The sequence below is a fragment of the Marinifilum sp. D714 genome (genome assembly GCF_030851345.1).
GTDB lineage: Bacteria > Bacteroidota > Bacteroidia > Bacteroidales > Marinifilaceae > Marinifilum.
Genome location: NZ_JALPNU010000002.1, coordinates 177970 through 202535, shown reverse-complemented (window position 1 = coordinate 202535; position 24566 = coordinate 177970). Strand labels below are relative to the sequence as shown.

18 protein-coding genes are annotated in these 24566 nt (G+C 36.3%); 7 read left to right on the top strand and 11 right to left on the bottom strand.

Annotated elements, in window-relative coordinates; genetic code table 11:
• Positions 1 to 32 precede the first annotated feature (32 nt).
• On the bottom strand, positions 33 to 1547 hold the full coding sequence (gene gldJ, locus M0051_RS02740) for a gliding motility lipoprotein GldJ (RefSeq protein ID WP_306740006.1): 1515 nt from the start codon (positions 1545 to 1547) through the stop codon (positions 33 to 35).
• Positions 1548 to 1885: 338 nt separating this feature from the next.
• Between gldJ and porU the strand changes: the two genes are divergently transcribed.
• The 4 genes from porU (at position 1886) to M0051_RS02720 (ending at position 7868) form a co-directional block, all read left to right on the top strand.
• Entirely contained in the window at positions 1886 to 5665 is a 3780-nt protein-coding gene (gene porU, locus M0051_RS02735; protein WP_306740005.1) for a type IX secretion system sortase PorU, read from the top strand.
• A gap of 59 nt (positions 5666 to 5724) precedes the next feature.
• A complete protein-coding gene (porV, locus tag M0051_RS02730; protein WP_306740004.1) occupies positions 5725 to 6900 on the top strand; it encodes a type IX secretion system outer membrane channel protein PorV in 1176 nt (391 codons plus the stop codon).
• Entirely contained in the window at positions 6900 to 7376 is a 477-nt protein-coding gene (gene ispF, locus M0051_RS02725; RefSeq protein WP_054714467.1) for a 2-C-methyl-D-erythritol 2,4-cyclodiphosphate synthase, read from the top strand. Before porV ends, ispF begins: the two co-directional genes overlap by 1 nt.
• 123 nt (positions 7377 to 7499) lie before the next feature.
• On the top strand, positions 7500 to 7868 hold the full coding sequence (locus tag M0051_RS02720) for a CoA-binding protein (protein WP_306740003.1): 369 nt from the start codon (positions 7500 to 7502) through the stop codon (positions 7866 to 7868).
• A gap of 46 nt (positions 7869 to 7914) precedes the next feature.
• On the opposite strand, the gene M0051_RS02715 is transcribed toward M0051_RS02720, so the two are convergent.
• From M0051_RS02715 to M0051_RS02695, 5 genes are all read right to left on the bottom strand, one after another.
• On the bottom strand, positions 7915 to 8244 hold the full coding sequence (locus tag M0051_RS02715) for a co-chaperone YbbN (RefSeq protein WP_306740002.1): 330 nt from the start codon (positions 8242 to 8244) through the stop codon (positions 7915 to 7917).
• Positions 8245 to 8315: 71 nt separating this feature from the next.
• Entirely contained in the window at positions 8316 to 9152 is an 837-nt protein-coding gene (locus tag M0051_RS02710) for a zinc ribbon domain-containing protein (protein ID WP_120238699.1), read from the bottom strand.
• Positions 9153 to 9156: 4 nt separating this feature from the next.
• A complete protein-coding gene (locus tag M0051_RS02705) occupies positions 9157 to 10251 on the bottom strand; it encodes a Nif3-like dinuclear metal center hexameric protein (RefSeq protein WP_306740001.1) in 1095 nt (364 codons plus the stop codon).
• A gap of 19 nt (positions 10252 to 10270) precedes the next feature.
• Positions 10271 to 10606 carry a MerR family transcriptional regulator gene (locus M0051_RS02700; RefSeq protein WP_306740000.1) on the bottom strand — a complete coding sequence of 112 codons (336 nt, stop codon included), beginning with the start codon at positions 10604 to 10606 and terminating at the stop codon, positions 10271 to 10273.
• Positions 10607 to 10754: 148 nt separating this feature from the next.
• Positions 10755 to 11723 carry a M23 family metallopeptidase gene (locus M0051_RS02695; RefSeq protein WP_306739999.1) on the bottom strand — a complete coding sequence of 323 codons (969 nt, stop codon included), beginning with the start codon at positions 11721 to 11723 and terminating at the stop codon, positions 10755 to 10757.
• 131 nt (positions 11724 to 11854) lie between these two features.
• On the opposite strand from M0051_RS02695, the gene alaS reads away from it, so the two are divergent.
• Positions 11855 to 14488 carry an alanine--tRNA ligase gene (alaS, locus tag M0051_RS02690; protein WP_306739998.1) on the top strand — a complete coding sequence of 878 codons (2634 nt, stop codon included), beginning with the start codon at positions 11855 to 11857 and terminating at the stop codon, positions 14486 to 14488.
• 282 nt (positions 14489 to 14770) lie between these two features.
• Positions 14771 to 15121 carry a DUF5684 domain-containing protein gene (locus M0051_RS02685; protein WP_306739997.1) on the top strand — a complete coding sequence of 117 codons (351 nt, stop codon included), beginning with the start codon at positions 14771 to 14773 and terminating at the stop codon, positions 15119 to 15121.
• A 226-nt stretch (positions 15122 to 15347) separates the two neighbouring features.
• Here the strand turns inward: M0051_RS02685 and ccsA (M0051_RS02680) are convergent, their stop codons facing one another.
• The 5 genes from ccsA (M0051_RS02680) to M0051_RS02660 form a co-directional block, all read right to left on the bottom strand.
• Positions 15348 to 16133 (bottom strand): cytochrome c biogenesis protein CcsA, encoded by a 786-nt coding sequence (gene ccsA, locus M0051_RS02680; RefSeq protein WP_306739996.1) that lies wholly within the window; start codon positions 16131 to 16133, stop codon positions 15348 to 15350.
• A gap of 42 nt (positions 16134 to 16175) precedes the next feature.
• Positions 16176 to 17417, bottom strand: a complete 1242-nt coding sequence (locus tag M0051_RS02675; protein ID WP_306739995.1) for a cytochrome c biogenesis protein ResB — start codon at positions 17415 to 17417, stop codon at positions 16176 to 16178.
• Positions 17418 to 17527: 110 nt separating this feature from the next.
• Positions 17528 to 19045, bottom strand: coding sequence for an ammonia-forming cytochrome c nitrite reductase (gene nrfA / locus M0051_RS02670; protein ID WP_306739994.1), 1518 nt, complete (start codon positions 19043 to 19045; stop codon positions 17528 to 17530).
• An 18-nt stretch (positions 19046 to 19063) separates the two neighbouring features.
• Positions 19064 to 19663: a cytochrome c nitrite reductase small subunit gene (gene nrfH, locus M0051_RS02665; RefSeq protein ID WP_306739993.1), complete on the bottom strand. Its 600-nt coding sequence runs from the start codon at positions 19661 to 19663 to the stop codon at positions 19064 to 19066.
• 30 nt (positions 19664 to 19693) lie between these two features.
• A complete protein-coding gene (locus M0051_RS02660) occupies positions 19694 to 20953 on the bottom strand; it encodes an alginate export family protein (protein WP_306739992.1) in 1260 nt (419 codons plus the stop codon).
• A gap of 498 nt (positions 20954 to 21451) precedes the next feature.
• On the opposite strand from M0051_RS02660, the gene ccsA (M0051_RS02655) reads away from it, so the two are divergent.
• Positions 21452 to 24517, top strand: coding sequence for a cytochrome c biogenesis protein (gene ccsA, locus M0051_RS02655; protein WP_306739991.1), 3066 nt, complete (start codon positions 21452 to 21454; stop codon positions 24515 to 24517).
• Positions 24518 to 24566: the final 49 nt, after the last annotated feature.

The following is a 24566-nucleotide window of genomic DNA, read 5'->3' as shown; positions in this document are numbered from 1 at the left end:
TGGGGTTTTGTTTTATTTCGAAAACTACTTCTCTATTTTCTAGTAGGTCTACCTACGCGAGTCATCGCACAACGGAAACCAATATCATCTCTTGCTTCTTTCTGATCCAAGAATCTGCGAGCACTTGGAGCCAACCAGAAAGCTCTGTCTTTCCAAGAACCACCCTTATATACTCTAGAGTTATCAGTTACCATAGAGCTAAAATCGCTACCATCTTGTCCTCTACCTTGAACATACATGCGACTTGAGCCTTGCGTTTGATGCTCTGGATTGTTCCATTCGTAATCAGAAACAATACTTGAAGATACATCACCATCACGATAGTTACGGTTATCGGCAGTCTTATAGTTTTCACGTCCTACCAATTCCTCATCTTTTTGTAATCTGTAACGAATGCGTCCTAAACTATCTTTCTCAGCAATATTTCCTTCTTCGTCGCGTACTTTTGTTTTAAATACGTTACCACGATATGGATTAAATTCTGCAATATCTTCTGGCGACATTGGACGATAAACATCAGCAACCCATTCGCTAACATTACCAGCCATACAATACAAACCATAGTCGTTTGGCCAGAAAGAATTTACAGGTGCTGTTATGTCACCAGCATCATTCAAAGCACCAGCAGTACCCATATAGTCACCTCGCCCGCGAGCAAAGTTGGCCATCATCTTACCACGAACTTTTTTGTTCTCGTTTCTCACCCAGTGACCATCCCATGGGAAAATTCTTTTATCCGTAATTCTTTCCTCTTCCGAGTTTCCAATCAATGCCGTTGCAGCATATTCCCATTCCGCTTCTGATGGCAGGCGGTATTTAGGAAGTAAAATACCATCAGTCCAACGAACTTGTCTTTCTTCGTTATCTGGATCTAAATCAGGCAAGTTCTTGTTTACTGAACCTTCATACTGTCCAGCTAAATATGCTTCTGTATTAAAGTTATTTTCATCTCTCTGTGCTGGATCCGGATTTAAAATACCCTTATCAATCAGAATTTGTTCATTTACACGATCAGTACGCCACTCGCAGTAGTCAACAGCTTGCTCCCAAGATACACCAACAACTGGATATTCAGCATAAGCAGGATGACGTAGGTAATTATTTACGTATGGTTCGTTGTAAGCCAACTCATCGCGCCACACCAAAGTGTCTGGCAAGGCTTTCTTATAAACTTCAGGATAAGAAACGTAAACTCTCTTGGTCCAATGTAAGTATTCAAGATAATCAACATTACGAACTTCTGTTTCATCGATATAGAAAGAAGGAACAGTAACTCTTCTAGGTACATTATTCCAATCGTACATTACATCTTGTTGGGTTCTTCCCATCGTAAAAGTACCACCCTCGACAAATTTTAGTCCAGGACCTGTAGCCTGTTCGTAACCGCTATGATATTCAAAACCACCATTGTCAGGATCATTATATGCCCATCCCGTGGTTTTTGATTTTTCTCCCTTACCTACCAGATTCTTAACCTTCGAACAAGATGGGAAGATCATTAATCCAGCAGCAAAAACAGCAATAACTATGCTATAATTTAGTTTCATAATAGATTGAATGTAGTTTATCTTCAAAAATACTTAACTCAACAAATATAACTAAAAGTGCTATAATTTTATTGTATATGATTTTAGTTTTTCTATTAAATATTTAACATTTTTCAACAGAAAAACCTAATCTTTACTCATCTACCTGATTCTCTGAGCTAAATTTAAGTCATGATTTTCTCTTAATTCTGTGAGCTAAATCATTTTTAATAAAATATCTTTAGCAATTAGCAAAAACACCAAGTTTCAGATATCATAAACAGTTTGCTCGTCAATGTGTAAAGTTTTATTTATTTTGCGTTAATTCTGTTTTCAATAACGATACTTAAAACCAAAAAATGCGCTATCTCATAATTGTTCTAATTTTATTGATTGGAAAAGTGAGTTTTTCCCAAACTTCCGATACTTTCAAACTAGATTGGTCTGATACTTACATTTCATCTCCTGATGGAGAAAGCATTAGAACCATAACCTTTAATAGCGCTTCACTTGATCTGACGAACAACTGGTTACCTGAATTTTATCACTTACAAAGAACAGGTTCAAACCGAGAAATTTTCTCAGTTGAGTTATTGGATACGCATTTTGAACCGTTAAGTTCCATCGAACAGCAAATTTTACGAAATAAATCTTTTTCTTCAGAAATAATACCTGACACTGAGCCTGTTTCAATCAGAAAAATTCAATATCAAAAGGTGCAATTTATTCCAATTAGAAAAAATCCAACAAATGGTACCATTGAAAAACTAGTCAGTTTTAAACTACGGTTCAAAAAGATCAGTCAACAAAGAAGTGTAAAATCAGTAAATAACTATGCTAGCAATTCTGTTTTAAGCAGTGGCAAATGGGTGAAAATTTCAGTTGACACAACTGCCATTCACAAAATTACCTATCAGCAATTAATTGATATGGGAATTTCGAATCCGGCAAATGTTCGTATTTATGGTTATGGTGGTGGAATGCTTCCCAAAATGAATTCAGAATTGGTAAAAGATGACCTTCCTGTAGTTCCTGTCTATTTTAACACTGGCGGCGATGGAATTTTTAATGATGGTGATTTCCTGTTATTTTATGCCAAAGGACTAAGAAATTGGAGATACAACGAAGAAAAATCAGAGTTCGTTCATGAAAATCATTTGTACTCCAATAATGCATATTACTTTTTGAGCTCAGATCAAGGAAGTGCACAAATCATACAACAACAAAACTCAGAATCAAATTTCACAAACACAGTTAATTCTTTTAATGACTATCGAGTAATCGACATTGATGAAACCAATTTATTGGAAAGTGGCAGGTTATGGTTGGGACAGGAATTCGACGTAACAACAGAATTCGATTACAGTTTTAATTTCTCCAACATACTAAACACTTCCAGTGCAATAGTTACAGCTCGTTTTGCTGCAAGATCATCCTCAGAAACCAGTTTAAAACTGAGTTCTGGTTCCAACAATATTGGAACAATTAATTTTTCAGCAGTTAATACTGGTAGCTATACGGCTACTTATGCCAGATTGAAAGAAAAGACATTTACCAGTTTTACTCCTACAAACAGCAAGCTTGATATTAAATTGGAATATGAAAAAAGTTCTGCATCATCCCTTGGTTGGTTAGATTACTTAAGGGTAAATGCTCGCTGCAATCTATCTCTCAACGGTTCGCAAACCTTATTTAGAGATATTGAATCTGTAGCAACGGGTAACATTTCTCGTTTTCAAATTCAAAACTGTTCGGCCTCAACAAGCGTTTGGGATGTTAGCAATCAAAATGCGGTAAAACAAATTCCACTTATCTTAAATGGAACTACAGGTAGTTTTAACACATCAACCAGCAGCTTAAAAGAGTTTGTTGTTTTCAATCCTGAAGGTAATTTTCCTGAACCAAAAGTGATTGGCAACCTACAAAATCAAAACTTACATGCCTTGCCACAAACCGACATGCTAATTGTTTCTGCAAAACAATTTTTATCTCATGCCGAACAAATTGCTACTTACCACCGAAACAATGATAATTTACATGTTACCGTTGTAGATCAAAATGTAATTTTCAATGAATTTTCTTCAGGTACACCCGATGTTTCAGCCATTCGAAATTTTGTTAAAATGTTCTACGATCGTTCAACCGGCGAATCAGACATGATCAAGTACTTGTTATTATTCGGAGATGGTTCTTTCGATAACCAATCAGACAGAGAAAGTAACACGAATAAAATATTGACCTACCAATCCGAAAACTCTCTTAGTCCAACTCAATCCTTCGTAACCGATGATTATTTTGGACTTTTGGATGACGAAGAAGGGGAAGCAACAGGACTAGTTGATATTGGAATAGGAAGGTTCCCTGTTAATACTTCAGAGGAGGCTCAAATCGTTGTCAATAAAATTCTAAATTACAATTCTGCAGAAAAAGGAGATTGGCAAACTATGATTTGTTTTATTGGTGATGATGAAGATAACAATACTCACATGCGAGATGCCAACAGGCTAGCCATTCAAATTGAAAACAATTATCCTCAATACAGAGCTCAAAGAATATTTTTAGATGATTTTGAACAAATCACAAGTTCGGCTGGTCAGCGATATCCTGGTGTAAATACGGAAATCAACGAAAGTATAAACAAAGGATCATTAATCATGAATTACACAGGCCATGGTAATGAAAATGGTCTTGCTCATGAGCACATTCTTATGACTGATGATATTTACTCCTGGCAAAACTCTGTTAAACTGCCACTCTTCATGACTGCAACTTGTGAGTTTAGTCGATTCGACAACTACAAAAAATTGTCGGCAGGAGAAATCATTCTACTTCGTGATAATGGAGGTGGAATTGGACTATTCACGACAACCCGACTTGTTTTTTCATCTCCAAATTTTACTCTGAATCAAAATTTCTACAATTATGCATTTGAACGGACCTCAGATGGTAAGTTTTATCGTTTGGGTGATATCATGAGATTGACTAAAAATGCAACCTCCTCGGGAATCAACAAACGAAATTTCACTCTTTTGGGCGATCCAGCTCTTCGCTTAAACTATCCGGAACACAATGCCATAAGTACACACTTAAATGATGTGTTAATATCACAACCTGTAGATACATTAAAAGCTCTTAGTGAGATTAAAATGTCAGGTAAAATTATTTCAGGATCAGGATCCGACCTAAGTAGTTTTAATGGTATTATTTATCCAACCATTTACGACAAAGCCATCAATAAATCAACTAGAGGAAATGATGGAGATCCATTTGAGTACACCAGCCAAACCAGCATATTATACAAGGGAAAGGCAAGTATTAAAAATGGTATTTTCAATTTTTCATTCTTTGTTCCAAAAGATATAAACTATCAATATGGTAAAGGTAAAATCTCATATTATGCATCAAGTAAGGGTACCGATGCTGCAGGTTTTACCAATTCAATTATTGTTGGGGGAACAAATCCAAGTGCCAGCGATGATAAAATTGGTCCGGAAATAGAATTGTACATGAATGATGAACAATTTACCCCTGGGGGAATGACCAATGAAAATCCCCTTTTATTGGCTATCGTTCAAGATGCAAGTGGCATCAATACCGTTGGTAACTCCATTGGTCATGATTTAATAGCAATACTGGATCAAAAATCTGAAAGTCCTATAGAACTAAATGATTTCTACGAAGCTGACCTTGACAATTACAAAAAAGGAAAAGTAAGTTACCAGCTTAGTGAATTGGAAACCGGAGAACATGAAATACAACTAAAAGTATGGGATAATGTGAATAACTCATCGATTGCCAGTTTAGACTTTGTTGTTGCCGAAACAGCTGATTTGGTGATCAAACATGTGCTAAATTATCCTAATCCATTTACTACAAATACAGGCTTTTATTTTGAACACAATCAATCTTCGAGCGAATTGGATGTTCTCATTCAAATCCTGACAGTATCAGGTAAATTAATTAAAACAATAGAAACTACCACTAATTCATCTGGCAACAGAGTTGGGCCTATTCAATGGGATGGAAAAGATGATTTTGGAAATTCCATTGGTCGTGGTGTTTACTTTTATCGTGTAAAAGTTCGAGCTGATAATGGAAAAACTATAAATAAATTTCAAAAATTAGTGATCCTGAAATAATAAAACTCCACAAAACTAGTTAATTGATTTATATTTGCAGACTATTATATATTTTTATTATGACTAAAAAACTAACTTTAATCACAATCGTACTATGTCTTTTAATTGTTTCAGGCATTGGTAAGGTTTCTGCCCAGACTTCAACTTCTGGTGCAAACTACATTTCAACTGCGGTTTCTTTTTTAACCATTACTCCAAATTCGAGAGCTGGTGCAATGGGTGATGCTGGTGTTGCAACATCTCCTGATGTAAATTCTATGCATTGGAATCCTGCAAAATTTGCCATGATTGATGGAAATTATGGTGTTTCTGCATCGTATACTCCTTGGCTGAGAGATTTGGTTGATGATATGAGCATTTCTTACCTTACCGGATATTATCGATTGGACAAGAATCAAGTTATTGGCGCTTCGCTTCGTTACTTCTCGTTAGGTGAAATTGCTTTTTTGGAAAGAGCTGAAGACATTCCGGTTGCACAAAACCCAAACGAATGGGCATTTGATATTGCATACTCAAGAAGACTGAGTGATGAATTTTCAGGAGGTATTGCTTTCAGATACATTAGATCAGATTTAACCCAATCTCAATACGTAGCTGGCATAGAAACTCAAGCAGGAAATGCTTTTGCAGCTGATGTTTCTATTTATTATCAGCATGAATTCAGAAGAAATAGAAGAGACATGGTGTGGTCTTGGGGGCTAAACATCTCAAACATCGGTTCAAAAATCAGCTATACCAACGATGATGAAAAGGAATTTATTCCTACCAATTTGAAATTGGGTACTGCATTAAAAATGGAATTGGACAGATACAACTCACTTACCATTGCTGCAGATATGAACAAACTTTTGGTTCCAACTCCGAATAGCGGATCATTAGGTGAAGATGACAATGGTGGTGTTATTGTTGGAAGTGAAACCTCAGATAAATCAGTTGTAAGTGGAATTTTTAGTTCTTTCTCAGATGCTCCAGGTGGAATGGGCGAAGAATTTAAGGAAATTGCATGGTCACTTGGGCTTGAATATTGGTATCAAGAACAATTTGCATTAAGAGGTGGATATTACTATGAACATGAAGATAAAGGAAATCGCAAGTATTTTACTGCTGGTTTAGGAGTAAAATTAAACATGTTCGATCTTGATTTTTCTTACCTAATTCCAACAACACAAAACAACCCTCTTAAAAATACTTTAAGATTTTCCTTAACTGCTAATCTTGATAAAATTATTAAATAATGAAGATTAGAGTTGGATTTGGCTACGATGTGCATCAATTAGCCGAAGGAGAAGAGTTTTGGTTGGGAGGAATTAAAATTGAGCACAACAAAGGTTGTGTAGCTCATTCTGATGGTGATGTTTTAATTCATGCGATATGCGACGCTCTTCTAGGAGCTGCTAACATGAGAGATATTGGTTATCATTTCCCGGATACTTCGAACGATTTTAAAGGAATTGATAGCAAAATATTACTTAAAAAAACTGTTGAAATAATAGCCGAAAAAGGTTATTCGATAGGAAATATCGACTCTACAATTGCATTACAAAAACCCAAAATCAAACCATTAATTCCTGAAATGCAGGAAACACTTGCTAAAGTAATGGGAATTGATTTAGATGATTTGGCAATTAAAGCCACAACAACCGAGAAACTAGGTTTTGTTGGAAAACAGGAAGGTATATCAGCCTATGCAACTGTTTTAATTGAGAAATAGTGCTCTAAATATTATTTCTAAAGCCTTTTACAATATTGTAAAAGGCTTTTTTATTTTCATATTCACAAAATGTATCAGCTATTTCACTATATTTATTACATATAGATATATAAATACTTTACGATGCAAAATACAGGAAAAACACTCGTAATCGGTGCGAGTACAAATGAAGATCGATACTCAAATAAATGTGTAAAACTTCTTCGGAAGCACTATATTGAAACAGTTGCAATAGGCAACAAGGAAGGAATGATTTCTGACGTAGAAATCCAAACAGGAAAGCCATGTGAGACTAAAGTTCAAACAGTAGCAATTTATCTTTCTCCTAAAAACCTGGAGTCTTACCATGATTATATCATTGGATTAAAACCGGAACGAATTCTATTTCCTCCAGGAACTGAAAACCCGAATTTTTATAAAAAAGCAAATGCTCATGGTATCCAAACCGAAGAAGCATGTCCACTAGTGATGTTGAATACGGGAGTATATTAGAACAAGAGATTAAAAGAAATGCCAGTAATTGAGTTACTGGCATTTTTTATTCCTGGAAAAACATCTTATAATATCGATTTAAAGAGTCATAGACCTCATCCAAGCCAATTGCTCTGCTTCTTCTTAAAACTTCCTGCCCATCCATAAAAACAAGTAGAGAAGGGTTTGTATACAAACCTTCCTGGGCAGCAATATCTGGCTGCATTGCAGTATCTACATGATATGCTTTTAATTTGTCAAAATCATTCTTAAACAACTCTTCCAATTTAGGCTTTAATACCTCGCAAACACCACAATTGGGAGCTGAAAAATAAATATAAAACGATTCTCGCTTATCCTTCAAGCTCTGCAATTCTTTATAATCCGATATATTCATATTGCAATATGGTATAATAAAAAACGGTTACCTTCGTAAAGATAACCGTTTCTATATTTTTCAAAATCGTACTATTCTTTTTTACGAGTTCTTCTTTTAGGCTTAGCAGCAGCTGCAGCTTTATCAGCTTCCTCAAGACTGTGATCGTAATCGCAAATGTAACGGTCAACCAAAATACGTCCGCAATATTCACAAACGATAATCTTTTTACGAGAACGGATGTCCATTTGACGCTGTGGTGGAATCTTGTTAAAACAACCTCCACATGCATCACGCTCAACAGTAACAACTGCTAATCCGTTTCTTGCGTTCGAGCGAATTCTTGAATATGCTGTTAAAAGTCTCTCTTCAATTTTAGTTTTGAAAGATTCAGACTTATCCATCAACTTTTCTTCCTCTTTTTGAGTTTCAGAAACGATCTCATCCAACTCGCCTTTTTTAGATTCCAAATCAGCTTTCTTCTCAGCAAAAATAGCTTCTGAATTTTCGATTAAAGCTTTTTTGTTACCCATTTCCGCAGTAAACTCCTTGATACGCTTTTCGCATAGTTCAATTTCCAGGTTTTGAAATTCGATTTCCTTAGAAATAGAATCAAACTCACGGTTATTGCGAACATTCATCTGCTGAGCTTCGTACTTTTTAATTAACAAACCAGCTTCTTTAATCTCTTGCTTTTTCTTAGCAATCGTATCGACAAGTTCTTTTACCTCGTTATTTAGATTTTCGATTCTGGTATCAAGTCCGGCAATCTCATCTTCCAAGTCCTGCACTTCCAAAGGAAGCTCCCCTCTTAGCGTTCTAATTTGGTCTACCTCAGAATCAACAGATTGCATTTCGTACAACGTACGTAATTTTTCTTCAACTGAAATATCCTTAAAATCTGAAGCTTTTGGATCTTGTGTTGTCATATGTTTACAAATAATTTATTGGATTCGAATTTATCTCAGAAATATGAACCGCAAAGTTAGGTAATTTTTTTGTAACTATCTCATAAAAAATATCTCGAGTAAACTGTTCACTTTCATAATGTCCAATATCGGCAATTATTAATTTGTTCTCAGCATCAAAAAACTCGTGATATTTAAAGTCTCCGGTAATAAATATATCGGCTTTAGCTGATATGGCATTTCTCAATAAAAAACTTCCGCTTCCACCGCAAACAGCTACTTTTTTAATCTTTTCCTTATTAATATTGGTATATTTTATACAACCACAACCGAATATTTCTTTAATTCTTCTCAAAAAATCGATCGTGTCTTCTTCACTTTCCAACTCTCCTATCATACCTAATCCCACTTGTGGATTGTTATTGTCTAAAGAGTAAATATCATAGGCAACCTCTTCATAAGGGTGAGCATTTAGCATTGCTCCTACTACTTTTCCTTTTAAATGCTTAGGAAAAATGGTTTCAACCCTTACTTCCTTCTCGAAATGTAGTTTCTCTTTTTCTCCTACATAAGGATTTGTTTCTTCTCCACCTCGAAAAGTTCCTTCTCCTTCCACATTAAAACTGCACGAATCGTAATTGCCAATACTGCCACCTCCAGCACTAAAAAGAGCTTCTCTCACCTTTTGCGCATGATCATTAGGAACAAAAGTTACTAATTTCTTAAGGTCACCATTAATTGGAGACAAGACCTTCTTGTTTTGCAAACCTATTAAATCGCAAATTCTCTCGCTTACTCCACCACGAACCGAATCGATATTGGTATGTGCTGCATAAATGGCAATGTTATTCTTAATGGCCATCATTACAGTTCGCTCAACATAGTTCGACCCATTGAATCTTTTTAAGCCTTTAAATACAATCGGATGGTGAGCAATAATTAGATTCGCTCCTTTTTGAATCGCTTCCTCAACAACGCTTTCAATTACATCAAGACAGATTAAAATACCATTAACCTCCTGATTATATTCTCCCACAATAAGTCCGGCATTATCATACGATTCCTGATACGATAATGGCGCCACCTCTTCTATAGACGAAATAATATCCCGTACTTTCAATTCTAATAAGTTTTAGTGATTATAATGCCTCTTTGATTTCCAACAACAGATCTTTGATCTCTTGCAAGCGCGAAACAACAGTAAAATTATTCTCCGTATCCTCTTTGTTCTCTTTGAGTTTTTGCTTGGCTCCCTTCAAAGTCATTCCTCGCTCTTTTACCAAATGGAAAATCAAATGAAAATTCTCAATATCGCCTTGAGTGAAAAATCGATTGCCCTTCTTATTTTTCTTTGGTTTAATAATATCAAATTCCTTTTCCCAATATCTGATTAAGGAGGTATTTACCTTAAACATATCAGCAACTTCACCAATTGAATAATAAAGCTTTTCTATTTTCTTCTCTTTGTAAGGCACGTCGATTAATTTTAAATCTTACCCCTTTTTTAATCAGGGTAAAGCTAAGTACATGGGAATAATTTATTAACTAAAGTAATAAATAAAATGGCACGGAATAAATTTTTCCGTGCCACTTTTTATGTTCTCATAATTTTTATCGGTAGAATTAATCCATTGTTTGACCAGTGTTTTCAGCATATGCAACCATTTGATCATATTCTTCTGCTGTAAGGTCATTAAAATAGTAGTTAATCGGATTTAATGTTTTTCTTCCCTTTCTTACTTCATAATGCAGGTGAGGTCCTGTTGAAATACCTGTATTTCCAAGTTCCCCTATAATTTCTCCACGCTTTACCTTTTGTCCTTTTCTTACCCTGTAATTATCCAAGTGGGCATAAATGGTTGTATAGCCATAACCATGATCAATCACGATTTTCTTACCATATCCTCTCTCTTTTCTGGCTATTTTTACTACTCCATCCCCAGTAGCATATATTGGAGTCCCAATCTTTCCAGTAAAATCCATTCCATCATGAAATTTACGAGTTTTATAAATTGGGTGAATCCTCCAACCATAACCTGCAGAAATACGTCCAAAATCTTTTATTGCAAGCGGCATAATTGCAGGAATTGCAGAAAGCATTTTAAATTTGTTCTTTACCATTTCTTCAACATCATCGTAAGATTTGGTTTGAACATACAGTGATTTTGCAACCTGATCTAACTTCTTGGTGGTTGAAATTACAAGCTCAGCATTATCCATACTTTCTAAATGCTTATAGCGATTTACACCACCAAAACCAGCTCTACGGATATTTGAATGAATCGGCTCTGCTTCGAAAATAACACGGTAAATATTATCATCCCTTTGCTCCAAATCACTCAGAACAGTTTGAACTTGTTGTAGCTTTGTATTTAATAAACTGTATTGATTTATTAATCTCTGATTTTCTCTTTCCAATGATCTTTCCTTGGGTGAACCGAAGAAATAGAACAATACTACAACCATAAAAATAGCTAGTACCGAACTGGAAGCCATATGCTTAAGAACATTGACTAAGCGTGTCTTAAAATTAATTTCTACCTTTTCGTAGCTAACAGACTCAGGGTTAAACTGATACTTTGTTTTCGCCATCTAATACTTTTAGGTTAATTTTTGCAGAAAAAGTCTAAATTTTTGCTCATTTAAGTCAACAAAATTAAGGAATTAATCTAACTTTGCAAGCTAAGTAACGAAATCTCATCTATTTAAAACATAATAGACTCATGAATTCAAGCGAAATCAGACAAGCATTTTTGGATTTTTTTAATTCAAAGCAACATAAAATAGTCTCATCGGCACCGATGGTAATTAAAGATGATCCTACATTGATGTTTACCAATGCAGGTATGAATCAGTTTAAGGATATCTTTCTTGGTAACTCACCAGTAAAATATAACAGAACTGCCAACTCTCAGAAATGTCTTCGTGTTTCAGGAAAACACAACGACCTCGAAGAAGTAGGACACGACACTTATCATCACACCATGTTTGAGATGTTAGGAAACTGGTCGTTTGGCGATTATTTTAAAAAGGAAGCCATTGATTGGGCATGGGAACTTTTAACTGAAGTTTATAAATTGCCAACGGATCGTTTATACGCGTCTGTTTTTGAAGGTAGTGCCGACGATAAGTTGAATCGTGATGATGAAGCTGCAGGATATTGGATGAAATACCTTCCAGAAGATCATATTATCAACGGTAATAAAAAAGATAACTTCTGGGAAATGGGTGATCAAGGTCCTTGTGGCCCTTGTTCTGAAATTCACATCGACTTAAGAAGTGATGAAGAAAGAAAAATTACTTCAGGTAGAGATCTTGTAAATATGGATCACCCACAAGTAATTGAGATTTGGAACCTTGTATTTATGCAATTCAACCGTAAGGCGGATGGTTCTCTAGAGTCTCTTCCTCATCAGCATGTTGATACAGGAATGGGGTTTGAGCGTTTGTGTATGGCAATGCAGGGAAAAACTTCGAATTACGATACCGATGTTTTCCAACCAATTATTCAGACCATTGCTAAAATGGGTGGTAAAGAATATGGAAAAGATGAAGAAATTGACATTGCTCTTCGCGTGATTGCCGACCATATCAGAACAATCGCATTTGCGATTACTGATGGACAATTACCATCAAACAACAAGGCTGGATATGTAATTCGTCGTATTCTTCGTAGAGCAGTTCGTTACGGATATACCTTCCTTGGATTCAAGGATCCATTCATGTATCGATTGATTCCTGTTTTGATTGAAGTAATGGGACAACACTTCCCTGAGTTGATAAAACAACAAACTTTGATTGAAAAAGTAGTTAAGGAAGAAGAAAACTCATTCTTAAGAACTCTTGAGAATGGTATTAAATTGCTAGATCAAATTATTGAAAAAACCAAAGCTGACGATTTTAAGGTTGTTCCTGGTAAGTTAGCTTTTGAATTATATGATACTTACGGATTCCCATTGGATTTGACCGAATTGATTCTGAAAGAGCAAGATTTGGTTGTAAATCGCAAGGAGTTTAATATTGAAATGGAAGCTCAGAAAAACAGATCTCGTTCGGCAACTTCGGTTGATACTGGCGACTGGGTTGAGCTTTTAAAAGATGATGTTGAGGAATTCGTTGGTTACGATTACCTAAGCACAGATGTAAGAATTACTCGCTACAGAAAAATCACTAGCAAAGGAAAAGATTCTTTCCAAATGGTATTCAACATCACTCCTTTCTATGGTGAAAGTGGTGGACAGGTTGGAGATACTGGTTACATTGAAGCAAATGGTCAGAAAATTTCCATTATCGATACCAAGAAAGAACATGGTTTGATTGTTCATTTTGCTAAGGAATTGCCAACTGATCCAACTGCAACTTTTAAAGCAGTTGTAAGTGGAAGCAAAAGAAATCTTACTGCAAACAACCACACCGCAACTCACTTGATGCATCATGCATTACGCGAAGTTTTAGGCGATCACGTTGAACAGAAAGGCTCTTTGGTAAATCCTGATCACTTGCGTTTCGACTTCTCACACTTCCAAAAAGTAAGTGAAGAAGAAATTGCGAAAGTTGAAGCAATCGTAAACAAGAAAATCAGAGAGAATATTGCTGTTGAAATCAAGAATCACATCCCAATGGCTGAAGCTGTAAATATGGGTGCAATGGCATTGTTTGGTGAGAAATATGGCGATTTGGTTCGTGTTGTAAAATTTGATGACTCTGTTGAGCTATGTGGTGGTACTCACGTAGAAGCAACAGGTCAGATTGGTTTGTTCAAAATCATTTCTGAAGGAGCTATCTCTGCTGGTGTTCGAAGAATTGAAGCCATTACCGCTGATAAAGCAGAACAATACATCAACGACAAGCTGAATACTCTAAGAAATATTGAAAAAATATTTAAATCGAGCCAAAACCTTCTTAAAAACATTGAAGATTTGATGTCTGAAAATTCAGGTTTGAAAAAGGATTTGGATGGTTTTATGAAGGATCGATTAAAGGTGATGAAGAATGACCTTAAAGGGAACATATCTGTAACCAAAGATGTAAATTTCATTACTGAACCATTAACTGTTGGAAGTGCTGCTGATTTAAAAGACATCGCTTTCCAATTAAAAGGTGAAGTTGATAATTTGGTATTCATCACAGGTGCCGATTTGGGTGGAAAAGCAAACCTAACCATCATGTTCTCTGACAACCTTGTGAAAGAATATGACTTGCATGCAGGAAATATTGTTCGTGAAGCTGCCAAAGAAATCAAAGGTGGTGGTGGCGGACAACCATTCTTTGCCTCAGCTGGAGGTAAAGATCCTAAAGGATTAGAACAAGCTATCGAAAAAGCCAAGAAAATGGTACTTCACAAAATTGAAGGATAATAATAGCTGTCAGCAATCAGCTTACAGCTACAAGCATAAAAAACGCCGGTTCGTATGAACCGGCGTTTTTATTGAAAAACCTATCCTCTTAATCTTTGATAGATTTAATTGATTCAACCATCAATAAATTCAATACTTCTGAAGCAAAAAGCACACATGAAATAAGAAAGCATAATAATTTAATTTGTTACATTCGCGCCTACTTGATAAATGGAGTCCAGAAACCATAAACGGGGCGCATCCGAAAAGCCATACGAGTAGGAGAATAATAGAATTAAAAGAATGACAATAGGATTACTTTTTTATTTAGGGTTGATTGTATTAATGATTGTATCAGCATGGAAAACCTATGAAAAGGCAAACCAACCTGGTTGGGCTTGCATTATTCCAATTTACAGTACAATAGTATGGCTAAAAATCATTGAAAAACCATGGTGGTGGTTATTACTATTGTTTTTTGTTCCAATAGTGAATATTATAATTGCCATTAGAATGATCCATCTTTTATCTAAAAGTTTTGGAAAAGGTACAGGTTTTACCTTTGGATTAATTTTCTTACCATTTATTTTCTACCCAATTCTAGGATTAGGAGATGCAACTTACCTGGGGCCTGCAGGTCTTAAGCAAGAATAAGCAAGCTATTTATAATACAAAATGCCAGTTCTTTCGAACTGGCATTTTTATATCTTGTACAATCTCTAATACAAATTTACTTTTATACTCATCTTCGTGGCACCCTTTCACTAGTACTTATGGTAGTCTCTCGTTAGTACTTATGGCGACCTGCCATTAGTACCTATGGTGATGTCCCACTAGTAGCTACGATGGTCTCCCACCAACCAATGGTCTCTTATTAACTTTAAGGTTGCATGCTATAGGTATGTACGCTAAATTGAGCTGATGGCAAGTAGTTTACTCCGAACCAACACACCAAAAGAATTACAAATGCCAACGCTAAAATCCATAAAGCCGAAACATACTTTCTTGGTTTCTGATATCGGCGATGGATGTATACCAAATATCCCATCCAGGTGATGAATGCCCAGGTTTCTTTCGGATCCCAGGTCCAATAATGCCCCCAGGCCTCTTTGGCCCATAAAGCGCCAAAAAGTAGTCCAAAGGTTAAGAATGCGAAGCCAAGATAAACCAAATTATCTGCTACAAGCATATATTTTTCGTCGAACCGTTCTCTTTTTACTTGATACAAACCATAAATGGCTACAAGAGAAGAAGCTGCCAAAAATGCATAGGAAATGATGTACACAACTACATGCGGAACAAACCAAGGACTCTGCAAGGCTGGCATCAAGGTTTTTGAAAAATTCTCGGGATGCATGTAATTGATAAACAAAAACAAGAGCGACATAAACAGGCAATAGTAAAGCATCCAAAGATATCTCCAACGATAGTAGGTAATCAATCCAATAATTGATATAAACAATGAATACCACAACCTTGTTTCTCCAAGAGTTCTTAAAGGAGGACGTTCAAGACTATTCCATAAAAATCCAATATAAACAGCCATGCTAAGAATACCTATTAGCACCAATAAATTCCTGATAAAATCTTTTTTAGGAATTAATGCCGATAAAATCCAACTTGCAGAACTCACACCCGCTGCCATTAAAAAATAGTTCCAAATCATCTTATTCAGTTTACAGTTATCAGTAAACAGTTATCAGCAATATTACTGCTCACTGCTAATCGTTACTTTATTTCCTCTCCAAAACATGTAAATGGCTCCGATCATCATCATGAAAATGCCGATATATACATAAACTTGCCAAGGATCTTTTACTACTTCTACTACACTTAGATTAGAGTATTTTCCCATTTTTTCATCGTAACTCAGCTGGTATATTTTCCATCCGTTTACGCTTTGTGGTTTATTCACTTCAAGAACCTGCTCTTCCTTTTGTCCATCAGGAGTAAAAATGGTGACTTTAGAAGAGAACTTTTTAGGTTCCGGTACTGTCATCAACAACGAGTAATTATCGTCAAGTTTTAGCGACTCATGAGGACGGTTAAAACTTCCACAAGAAATCCAGCCAGAAAGTGTATCTGATGAATTTACAGCCACACTAACTTTAGCTGCCGGAGCTGCTCCAAAATCATACATCTGATGATACTTCTCACCTACCCTTCCTGATGACACAAGAAAATCATCAATTTTAATATTCCAATCATGAAGCGTACACTCCAACTCATCTTCAATCATAATCATTGAAGGTTTTGTTGCTTCATAAAGTTTCCCCGATTCATTTTCAACCACTGCCAGCTTCGGATTAAACTCTTCAATCAAGAAATCGTTCAATTTAATGGCAAGCGGCAATTCGTAATAGTTCCCATTATTATCGTAAGCCTTCCATTCTGTTTTATTTGTATACAAATCCATTTTTAATCGCATTAGATCGCCTGAACCTAATCCAGCTGCAAAAATGGTTATCCATAAACCCAAATGGCTGCATACAAAGCCCCAGTTCTTTAATCTAAAAGGAAAACTCTTACGTACAATTACCAATGCCAAAACAACCAACAGGTATAGGTTGATGAACAGAAACGGCCAAGAGGTGGTAAGCTGATTTAAACTCAAGCGTGTAATCAGATTCTCTTCTTGCATCGAAACCTGAGGAGTAATACCCATAATTATAACCAAAAGAGTTAAAACAGCAATTGCACCCACCGAGGCAGGAACTCCCGATAAAAAATGGTACAGATTTGATTTGCGAATCAATCGATAAAACACCAATATAAACGTTATAAAGATTGCTCCTAAAATTAAATTCATTGGATACTTGATAGATACTCCTGAATTGGATTGAATTGTAAATTCCAATAGAAATCCAATTAATAGTAATCCGAATGCAATTACAAAGCTTTCGGCATATCCCCAAGGGGTTTGCCATAATGGTTTAGTGGGTTTACTCATATCTCAATTTTTAAACAAGATTCGTTAAGATCGTAACATTTTTTGAATCTTATAAAAATGCCGTCCAAAAAATGGACGGCACTTGAACCTTATATTTGAACGGTATGCAATTACATTTTTACTTGGTAAGTAGCTTCACGTTTTTTTGCTTTCTTATCCCATTCCTTCATGAATCCATTCTTAAACTCTTCTTTTTCTTTCTTCAACTTCTCAACTGGAAGGCCGATAAACTCCTGAGCTTTAGCCTTAGTCGCGATATCTGGATAAGGAACTTCACCTTCAAATCCATATTTGTGGAAAATTCGAACCAAAGCAATACGAGCTTCTTGTGCACGCTCTACTCCAGTTGTAATAACACGACCTATTTCAGTTGGAGCGTGGAATGATCCTCCGTGAGAAGCAGCTGCATAATCCCAACGCCATTGTGCGTGACGAATCATCTTCAATACTGGTTTCATTTCTTCTTCAGTAGCACCAAGATCCCAAGCTTTTTTAGCTTCGACATGAGCACGTACTAACAATTCTTCAAGTTTATCACGGTTTTCGATTATCTGATCCTGACGAGTATATACATTCTTAATCAACTTATCAGTCTCCTGACGGTGACAAACCTGACACGAGTTAGCAACGTTATTCAGAGGAGATTGAATATGGTGATCTGTAAATTTCTGTCCACCTTCTGATTTGTAAGGCATATGACAATCAGCACAAGAAACACCACGATCAGCATGAATACCTTTTAAGTATACCTCGTAACCTGGATGCTGCGCCTTCAACATAGGTGCCTTACTTAATGCATGAGTCCAGTCTTTAAATTCAATTTCATCGTAATATTCTTCCATAGCCTCAACATCCATACCTTTATCCCATGGGAAAGTTAAGTAAGGAACGCCTTCTGCACCAGGACGCTTTTTGTTGAAATAGTACTCCACATGACATTGAGCACATACCAATGAACGCATTTCCTGATGAGATGCTTTATTGATATCTTTCCCCATTCTTTCGAAAGCTTCAATCAAAGCCGGACGGGAAATACGCAAATTCATAGTTTCTGCATCATGACAGTCAGCACAACCAATAGGATTAACTACTTCGTGCCCCTTGCCTGCCCATTTTCCTTTGTAAAATTCTGCAACTCCAACCTCATTCATCAATCGAGGAACATCTGGAGATTTACAAGTCCAACAAGTGTTAGGCATTGGACCATCCTTTTCGTTCTTTGGTCCACCTGTACGCAATGTATTGCGGATATCTTCTACAGCATAGTAATGCCCACGACCTTGATTATAGTCTTTTGCAAATCCATAACCAGCCCAAAGTACAACCAATCGAGGGTCAACCTCAAGCATATCAATCATTGCACCGCCGTTATACTTGCTTCGGAAAATGGTATCAGCAGTTTTGTAGTACGATTGGAATTGTCTTGGGAAATTTTCGCCCCAAACTTCATTTCTTGGTTCCCACTGTCCGTGCTCCACTTGTGGAGTATAGGCATAAACAGATTCTGCCCTTCTTTCCATGATAGATGAAGCTAACAATCCAAGTAGGAATACAACAACCAAAGTGACCAGGAAGATCAACCATCCCAACATTGGTTTTTTGCCTACAGATTCTTGTATTGGTTTCATAGTATATTAGTTTAAGTTTTATTCGTTTTCTAATTCAGTTTCTTTCATATATTCTTTTAACCAGTCTGGCACTGGACTTTCAGGAAGTGGCACCCTGGCATGTGGAACACTAGATAAGCTATTCACTCTTCCATGTGGTACTTCCCGGTGACATTCCCAACAAACCCTATCTTGAGTATTGTGGGCATGGTTTGGCACTTGAGCTGCCAGTTTCGGATCAGTCAGCTGTTGACTATGACAACGGATGCAGTTGTTATGAACTACTTCCTTCCCCTCATCAAGTATAAAAATTACCTCTGGTTCCATTCTCAATGCGAACATACTTGCATGACGCAATCCGTCCTTGGCTTTAAAATAGTACTTATTAAAGACATTATTGTGAGGAACATGGCAATCGTTACACGTGGCAACTTCTCGGTGCGAGCTGTGGTTCCATGTAGCATATTGTGGAGCCATAACATGACAGTTTACGCAAGTCTCGGGAGCATCGGACAGATAAGATGCTGCTTTAGAAAGATAAAGCACATAGCACCCTAAGCCAAAGAATATCCCCAGTATTACATAAACCGGAAGTTTCCATTTTGGAGGTGGTGTTAAAAATTTAAATAATCTTACCATTAGCAAAAGTTTAGATGTATTGAGTTTGCCTTATTTTTTCAAGAAATTTGGTTTAAATACAAGCATTACCCAAGCCCAGTTTTGAGTTTCATCTTTGTCACCCCCTTTTAATGCTTCCATCGAATCCGTTGCAAACATGTGCGAGTAACCAGCTTTAATCAAAACGCTCTTTGAGTAATTATATCCTACAGATAAATCAACCTCAGTTCCTAAATATTTATCTTGTTTTTCTGTACCTGAATAAAGATCAGCAGCAGTTGAAAACAAATGAATTGCAGTTGCAAATGACCACTGGCCCTTTGAATGATTTAATCCACCATAAATATCAGTTAAACCAACATCACCAACATGATTACCAACATAGAAGTAATCCATATGACCATTAAATTTATGGTTTGTACCAAAAAGTGGAGTAAATGAGTTGTTATCTTCCAATTCTGTATCATCGGTTCCTGATAACATTTCGATACCTACATTACCTTTCCAATTATCTGCAACAGGGAATTTCATACCTAAATTGAACATGTATGCGCTTAAATCATTATCCCCGGCATCTTTACCTGTTTGAGCATATAACGAACCTGTGAAAGAAATTTTTCCAGGACGATAGTTCATATGGGTACCAAAAGTTTGGCTATATCTTGTATCCCTATCTACGGCTCCTGAAGGATCAGCATCTCTTTCCAGTCCAACATTCATAAACAACAAGCTAAAATCAAATTGTTCCGATTTTCTGTTGTACCATGCAAACTGCATGCTTTTGTAATTGGTTGTATACAGTTGTCTTGCAAGGAATTCTGCATCATTGTTTACCGCAAAACCAACATGAAATTTACCATTTTCATCGGTTTTGAACTTAAGCAATGCCAGGTCATGACTTCTGGCTTGTTGAGCCCAACCTACATTACCCAAAATTCGTGAGTCATCATATACCAATTCCTGACGACCAACCTTTAAAGAGAAGTTTTCATTAAAAATAATTTCTCCCCATGCTTCATGAAGCATTAATTGATTCTTATCAGACAAGTTTAATTGAGCAACATCCCCCCATGTGCGGATATCCTGAACCGACAATCCAACACGGAATGTTTCTTCTGCATATCCTAAATTTAAACGTGTACGTTGCGATGTTGCAAAAGCAGCATCATCAGAAGAGTTAAAAAGTGATTTTAAACCATGACGATACTCTGTACGTGGTCTGATTTCTCCGGTAAAGGTAAGCTGAGCCATTACTAATGATGGCACCAGTCCTAGAAAAAGGACTAGCAATAGGCGAAATAGTTTTTTCATAGTTTGGTTAGATTTTAAATTAAAAATCTCTAATTCAATTCAGTAATTATATAATATGTTACAATACTAATTGAATTATTAAATCATTTCAAGATAAATGGATTATTTAAATTTATTATATTTAAATTTTAATACCTTTTTATCCTATTTTCATTCTTGACTCTCAGATGATTTTGACTAAAAGAAACAAAACACTTTCGCATCTTAATTTATTTTTAATCTTAATAAGAATAGAATCAGAACTCCTCATTTTTAATTTTAAACGCAAAAAAGATCATATAACTTATGACACAATCCCATCCTCTTCGATTATCATCTAGAAAGCAATAAGTTACGCATTTTCATTGACATAAAAACATAGATTTTTCATCGTATCGACCGATATGCGTCGATTTTTAATTTATAAAGAAAAGCGTATCTTGAAATCCAATTTATTTACACTAACATTCTAAACTAACCAGTAGTACTAGCGTACTTTTTAAAACTATATTGAATCAGATGAAGAAACTTTTGAATTTTCTATTCTCTATGCAGATGATGGGCGTACTCATTATCCTGTTTGCATTTTCGATTGGAACAGCAACGTTCATAGAAAATGATTTTGGAACTCCGGCAGCTCGAGCAATGGTTTATGATGCTCTCTGGTTCGAGCTTTTACTTTTGTTACTTACGCTTAACTTGATAGCCAATATTCTTAGATATAAGTTATACAAGCGCGAGAAATGGTCTATTTTTATTTTCCATGCTTCTTTCATTGTAATAATTGTAGGTTCTGCATTTACTCGCTACGTAGGATTCGAAGGAAACATGCACATTCGAGAAGGACACGCTACCAACCAAATTACCACAATGGATTCATACATTGATGTAAAATTGGAAAAGAATGGCAAAACATCTGAGGTAAGTGAGAAGTTCAATCTTTCTTCCGTTAAATCAGATGACTTTAATGAGAGAATTTCCGTTGATGGCAGTAGAGTTGATATTAAATTAAAAACATTTATTCCTAATGCTCAAACTACTCTAGTTCAAGATATGAGCGGTGCCCCAGTGATGGAAATGGTTGCTGTAGGTAGTTCCGGAATGAGTGGAATGCAAAACTTTACTTTGGAGTACAACTCACAAAAAATGGTTGATAGCAACTTGTTAGCTTTTGGAAGCAATCCTCATCCTAATGCTATTGTTTTTAATTACACAGATAGTTTAAGAATGATGAGCCCGATGCCAATGCAGGAGTTAAGCATGATGGGTGGCGATGCCACTCCGATGGCTGCTAAACAATGGCACGTTGTTTCACCAAGAAAATTATATGACGTTGGCGGTACAAAACTTGTAATTAAAAACTTCTATCCTGCTGCCAAATTTAAGTACGTTCAAGGTCAGGACAAGAATGCTCCTACTCTCATGGTATTCGATGTTAAAAATGGAGATTATCAGAAGGAACTAATTGTAAAAGGTAAAAAAGATTATTTAGGCAAAGCAGAATTGACCTCGGTTGGCGATGTGAATATCTCCATTGCCTATGGCTCAAAAATACTGGAACTACCATTCTCTTTAAAGCTTAACGATTTTCAACTGGAAAGATACCCAGGTTCTAACAGTCCTTCTTCTTTTGCTAGCGAAGTAACTCTTGTTGATGAAACCAAAGGCATTAAAAAAGATTACCGAATTTATATGAACAACATACTAAATTACGAAGGCTACAGATTCTTCCAGGCCTCTTATGATACCGATGAGCTCGGAACCATACTTTCTGTAAATCATGATCGATGGGGAATGACAATTACTTATTTTGGATATTTCCTATTAATGGTAGGAATGGCCTGGTCCTTGATTAATCCTCATAGTAGATTCAAAATTTTAGGTCGCCAATCGAGAAAGATGAAGCTTATTGCCATTTTGGCTTTTGTTTTAGTTGGAAATAGCTTTAGCGCAAATGCTCAAGACTTAAAAGTTGTACCAATAGAGCAAGCAAAAAGTTTTGGCGAAGTCATAATTCAGGATAATGGTGGAAGGTTTGAACCTGTAAACACTCTTGCCAGTGAAGTGGTTCGAAAAGTAACCAAAAAAGGAAAGTTCAAAGGTTATCCTGCCGAGCAGATCTTCCTGAGTATGATTGTTAATCCACAAGAGTGGCAAACTGTTAACATGATTAAAGTTGGCAATTCGGAATTGGCAAATGAACTTGGCATTAAAGGTAAATACGGCGCTTTTAAAGATTTCGTAAATGAAATGGGCCAGTACAAGCTAAGTAAAAAGGTTCAGGATGCTTACTCTAAAAAACCTGCTCATCGTTCTTCTTACGACAAAGAGATTATGGCAGTTGACGAACGCATAAACATTTCCTACATGGTATTCACTGGTGAGTTCTTGAAAATCTTTCCTAATCCCAACGATAAAATGGGTTCATGGTATAACCCAACATCAAAGGTAACTGCAGCTACCGATGACTCCTTGTTCATTAAAAAGTCGGTTGTATTGATGAGTCAGGCTTTAAACTCTGGAAATACAAAAGCCGCAGACACTTATATTGATGGTATTAAAAAATTTCAGAAGAAATTTGGAAGTGAAGTGATGCCATCGGAATCAAAACAAAAGGTAGAAATCCTATACAACAACCTTAATATTTTTAAGCGCTTGTTCCCTTACTATTTAACAATTGGGTTCTTCTTGATTATTTTTCTGGTAACGCATATCCTACGTCCTAATTTTCCAATAAAATGGGTAGTAGGAATAGCTATGGTAATTTTAGGAATTGGATTTCTTCTGCACACAACCGGATTGGCAGCTCGTTGGTACGTTGCCGGACGTGCTCCTTGGAGTAATGGTTTTGAAACCATGACCTTTATTGCCTGGGGATGTTTGTTGGCCGGATTTATATTTGCAAAAAAATCGAAATTGGCTTTGGCCGCAACTGCAGTATTGGCTGGCCTGTTCTTATTTGTAGCGCACCTTAGCTGGATGAATCCTGAAGTAACCAACCTGGTTCCTGTGTTGAAATCTTACTGGTTGACCATTCATGTTGCTGTTATTACTTCGAGTTATGCATTTTTGGCCTTAGGTGCAATATTGGGAATGATCAACCTGACGCTGTATATTCTTCAGAACAACAAAAACAAAGATGTTATTGCTGAAAATGTTGTTGATTTGAGTCGCATTAGCGAAATGACCATGACCATTGGTTTGTATTTCCTTACCGTTGGTACTTTCCTTGGCGGAGTTTGGGCCAACGAATCATGGGGACGCTACTGGGGATGGGATCCAAAAGAAACCTGGGCACTGGTTAGTATCTTGGTTTATAGCTTTGTATTGCACATGCGTTTCATTCCTGGATTAAAGTCAATTTATACTTTCAATTTGGTATCGATATGGTCCTACTCATCAATCTTGATGACTTACTTTGGAGTAAACTATTACCTTGCCGGACTTCATTCCTATGCAAAAGGTGATCCTGTACCAATACCAGTTTGGGTATATTACTCAGTAGCAATTCTATTTGCTCTTAGTTTAATAGCATACTTTAATTACAAAAAATACAATCACGAGCCTGAAACCGAAGAGGCTTAAAAAACAAAAGAGGCTGTCTCCTAAAAGGAACAGCCTCTTTCTTTATATT

What these genes read in the sequence shown, in the direction of transcription:
- gldJ (WP_306740006.1), bottom strand. Translation starts at nt 1,547, where the DNA reads ATGAAACTAAATTATAGCATAGTTATTGCTGTTTTTGCTGCTGGATTA.
- porU (WP_306740005.1), top strand. Translation starts at nt 1,886, where the DNA reads ATGCGCTATCTCATAATTGTTCTAATTTTATTGATTGGAAAAGTGAGT.
- porV (WP_306740004.1), top strand. Translation starts at nt 5,725, where the DNA reads ATGACTAAAAAACTAACTTTAATCACAATCGTACTATGTCTTTTAATT.
- ispF (WP_054714467.1), top strand. Translation starts at nt 6,900, where the DNA reads ATGAAGATTAGAGTTGGATTTGGCTACGATGTGCATCAATTAGCCGAA.
- M0051_RS02720 (WP_306740003.1), top strand. Translation starts at nt 7,500, where the DNA reads ATGCAAAATACAGGAAAAACACTCGTAATCGGTGCGAGTACAAATGAA.
- M0051_RS02715 (WP_306740002.1), bottom strand. Translation starts at nt 8,244, where the DNA reads ATGAATATATCGGATTATAAAGAATTGCAGAGCTTGAAGGATAAGCGA.
- M0051_RS02710 (WP_120238699.1), bottom strand. Translation starts at nt 9,152, where the DNA reads ATGACAACACAAGATCCAAAAGCTTCAGATTTTAAGGATATTTCAGTT.
- M0051_RS02695 (WP_306739999.1), bottom strand. Translation starts at nt 11,723, where the DNA reads ATGGCGAAAACAAAGTATCAGTTTAACCCTGAGTCTGTTAGCTACGAA.
- alaS (WP_306739998.1), top strand. Translation starts at nt 11,855, where the DNA reads ATGAATTCAAGCGAAATCAGACAAGCATTTTTGGATTTTTTTAATTCA.
- M0051_RS02685 (WP_306739997.1), top strand. Translation starts at nt 14,771, where the DNA reads ATGACAATAGGATTACTTTTTTATTTAGGGTTGATTGTATTAATGATT.
- ccsA (WP_306739996.1), bottom strand. Translation starts at nt 16,133, where the DNA reads ATGATTTGGAACTATTTTTTAATGGCAGCGGGTGTGAGTTCTGCAAGT.
- M0051_RS02675 (WP_306739995.1), bottom strand. Translation starts at nt 17,417, where the DNA reads ATGAGTAAACCCACTAAACCATTATGGCAAACCCCTTGGGGATATGCC.
- nrfA (WP_306739994.1), bottom strand. Translation starts at nt 19,045, where the DNA reads ATGAAACCAATACAAGAATCTGTAGGCAAAAAACCAATGTTGGGATGG.
- nrfH (WP_306739993.1), bottom strand. Translation starts at nt 19,663, where the DNA reads ATGGTAAGATTATTTAAATTTTTAACACCACCTCCAAAATGGAAACTT.
- M0051_RS02660 (WP_306739992.1), bottom strand. Translation starts at nt 20,953, where the DNA reads ATGAAAAAACTATTTCGCCTATTGCTAGTCCTTTTTCTAGGACTGGTG.
- ccsA (WP_306739991.1), top strand. Translation starts at nt 21,452, where the DNA reads ATGAAGAAACTTTTGAATTTTCTATTCTCTATGCAGATGATGGGCGTA.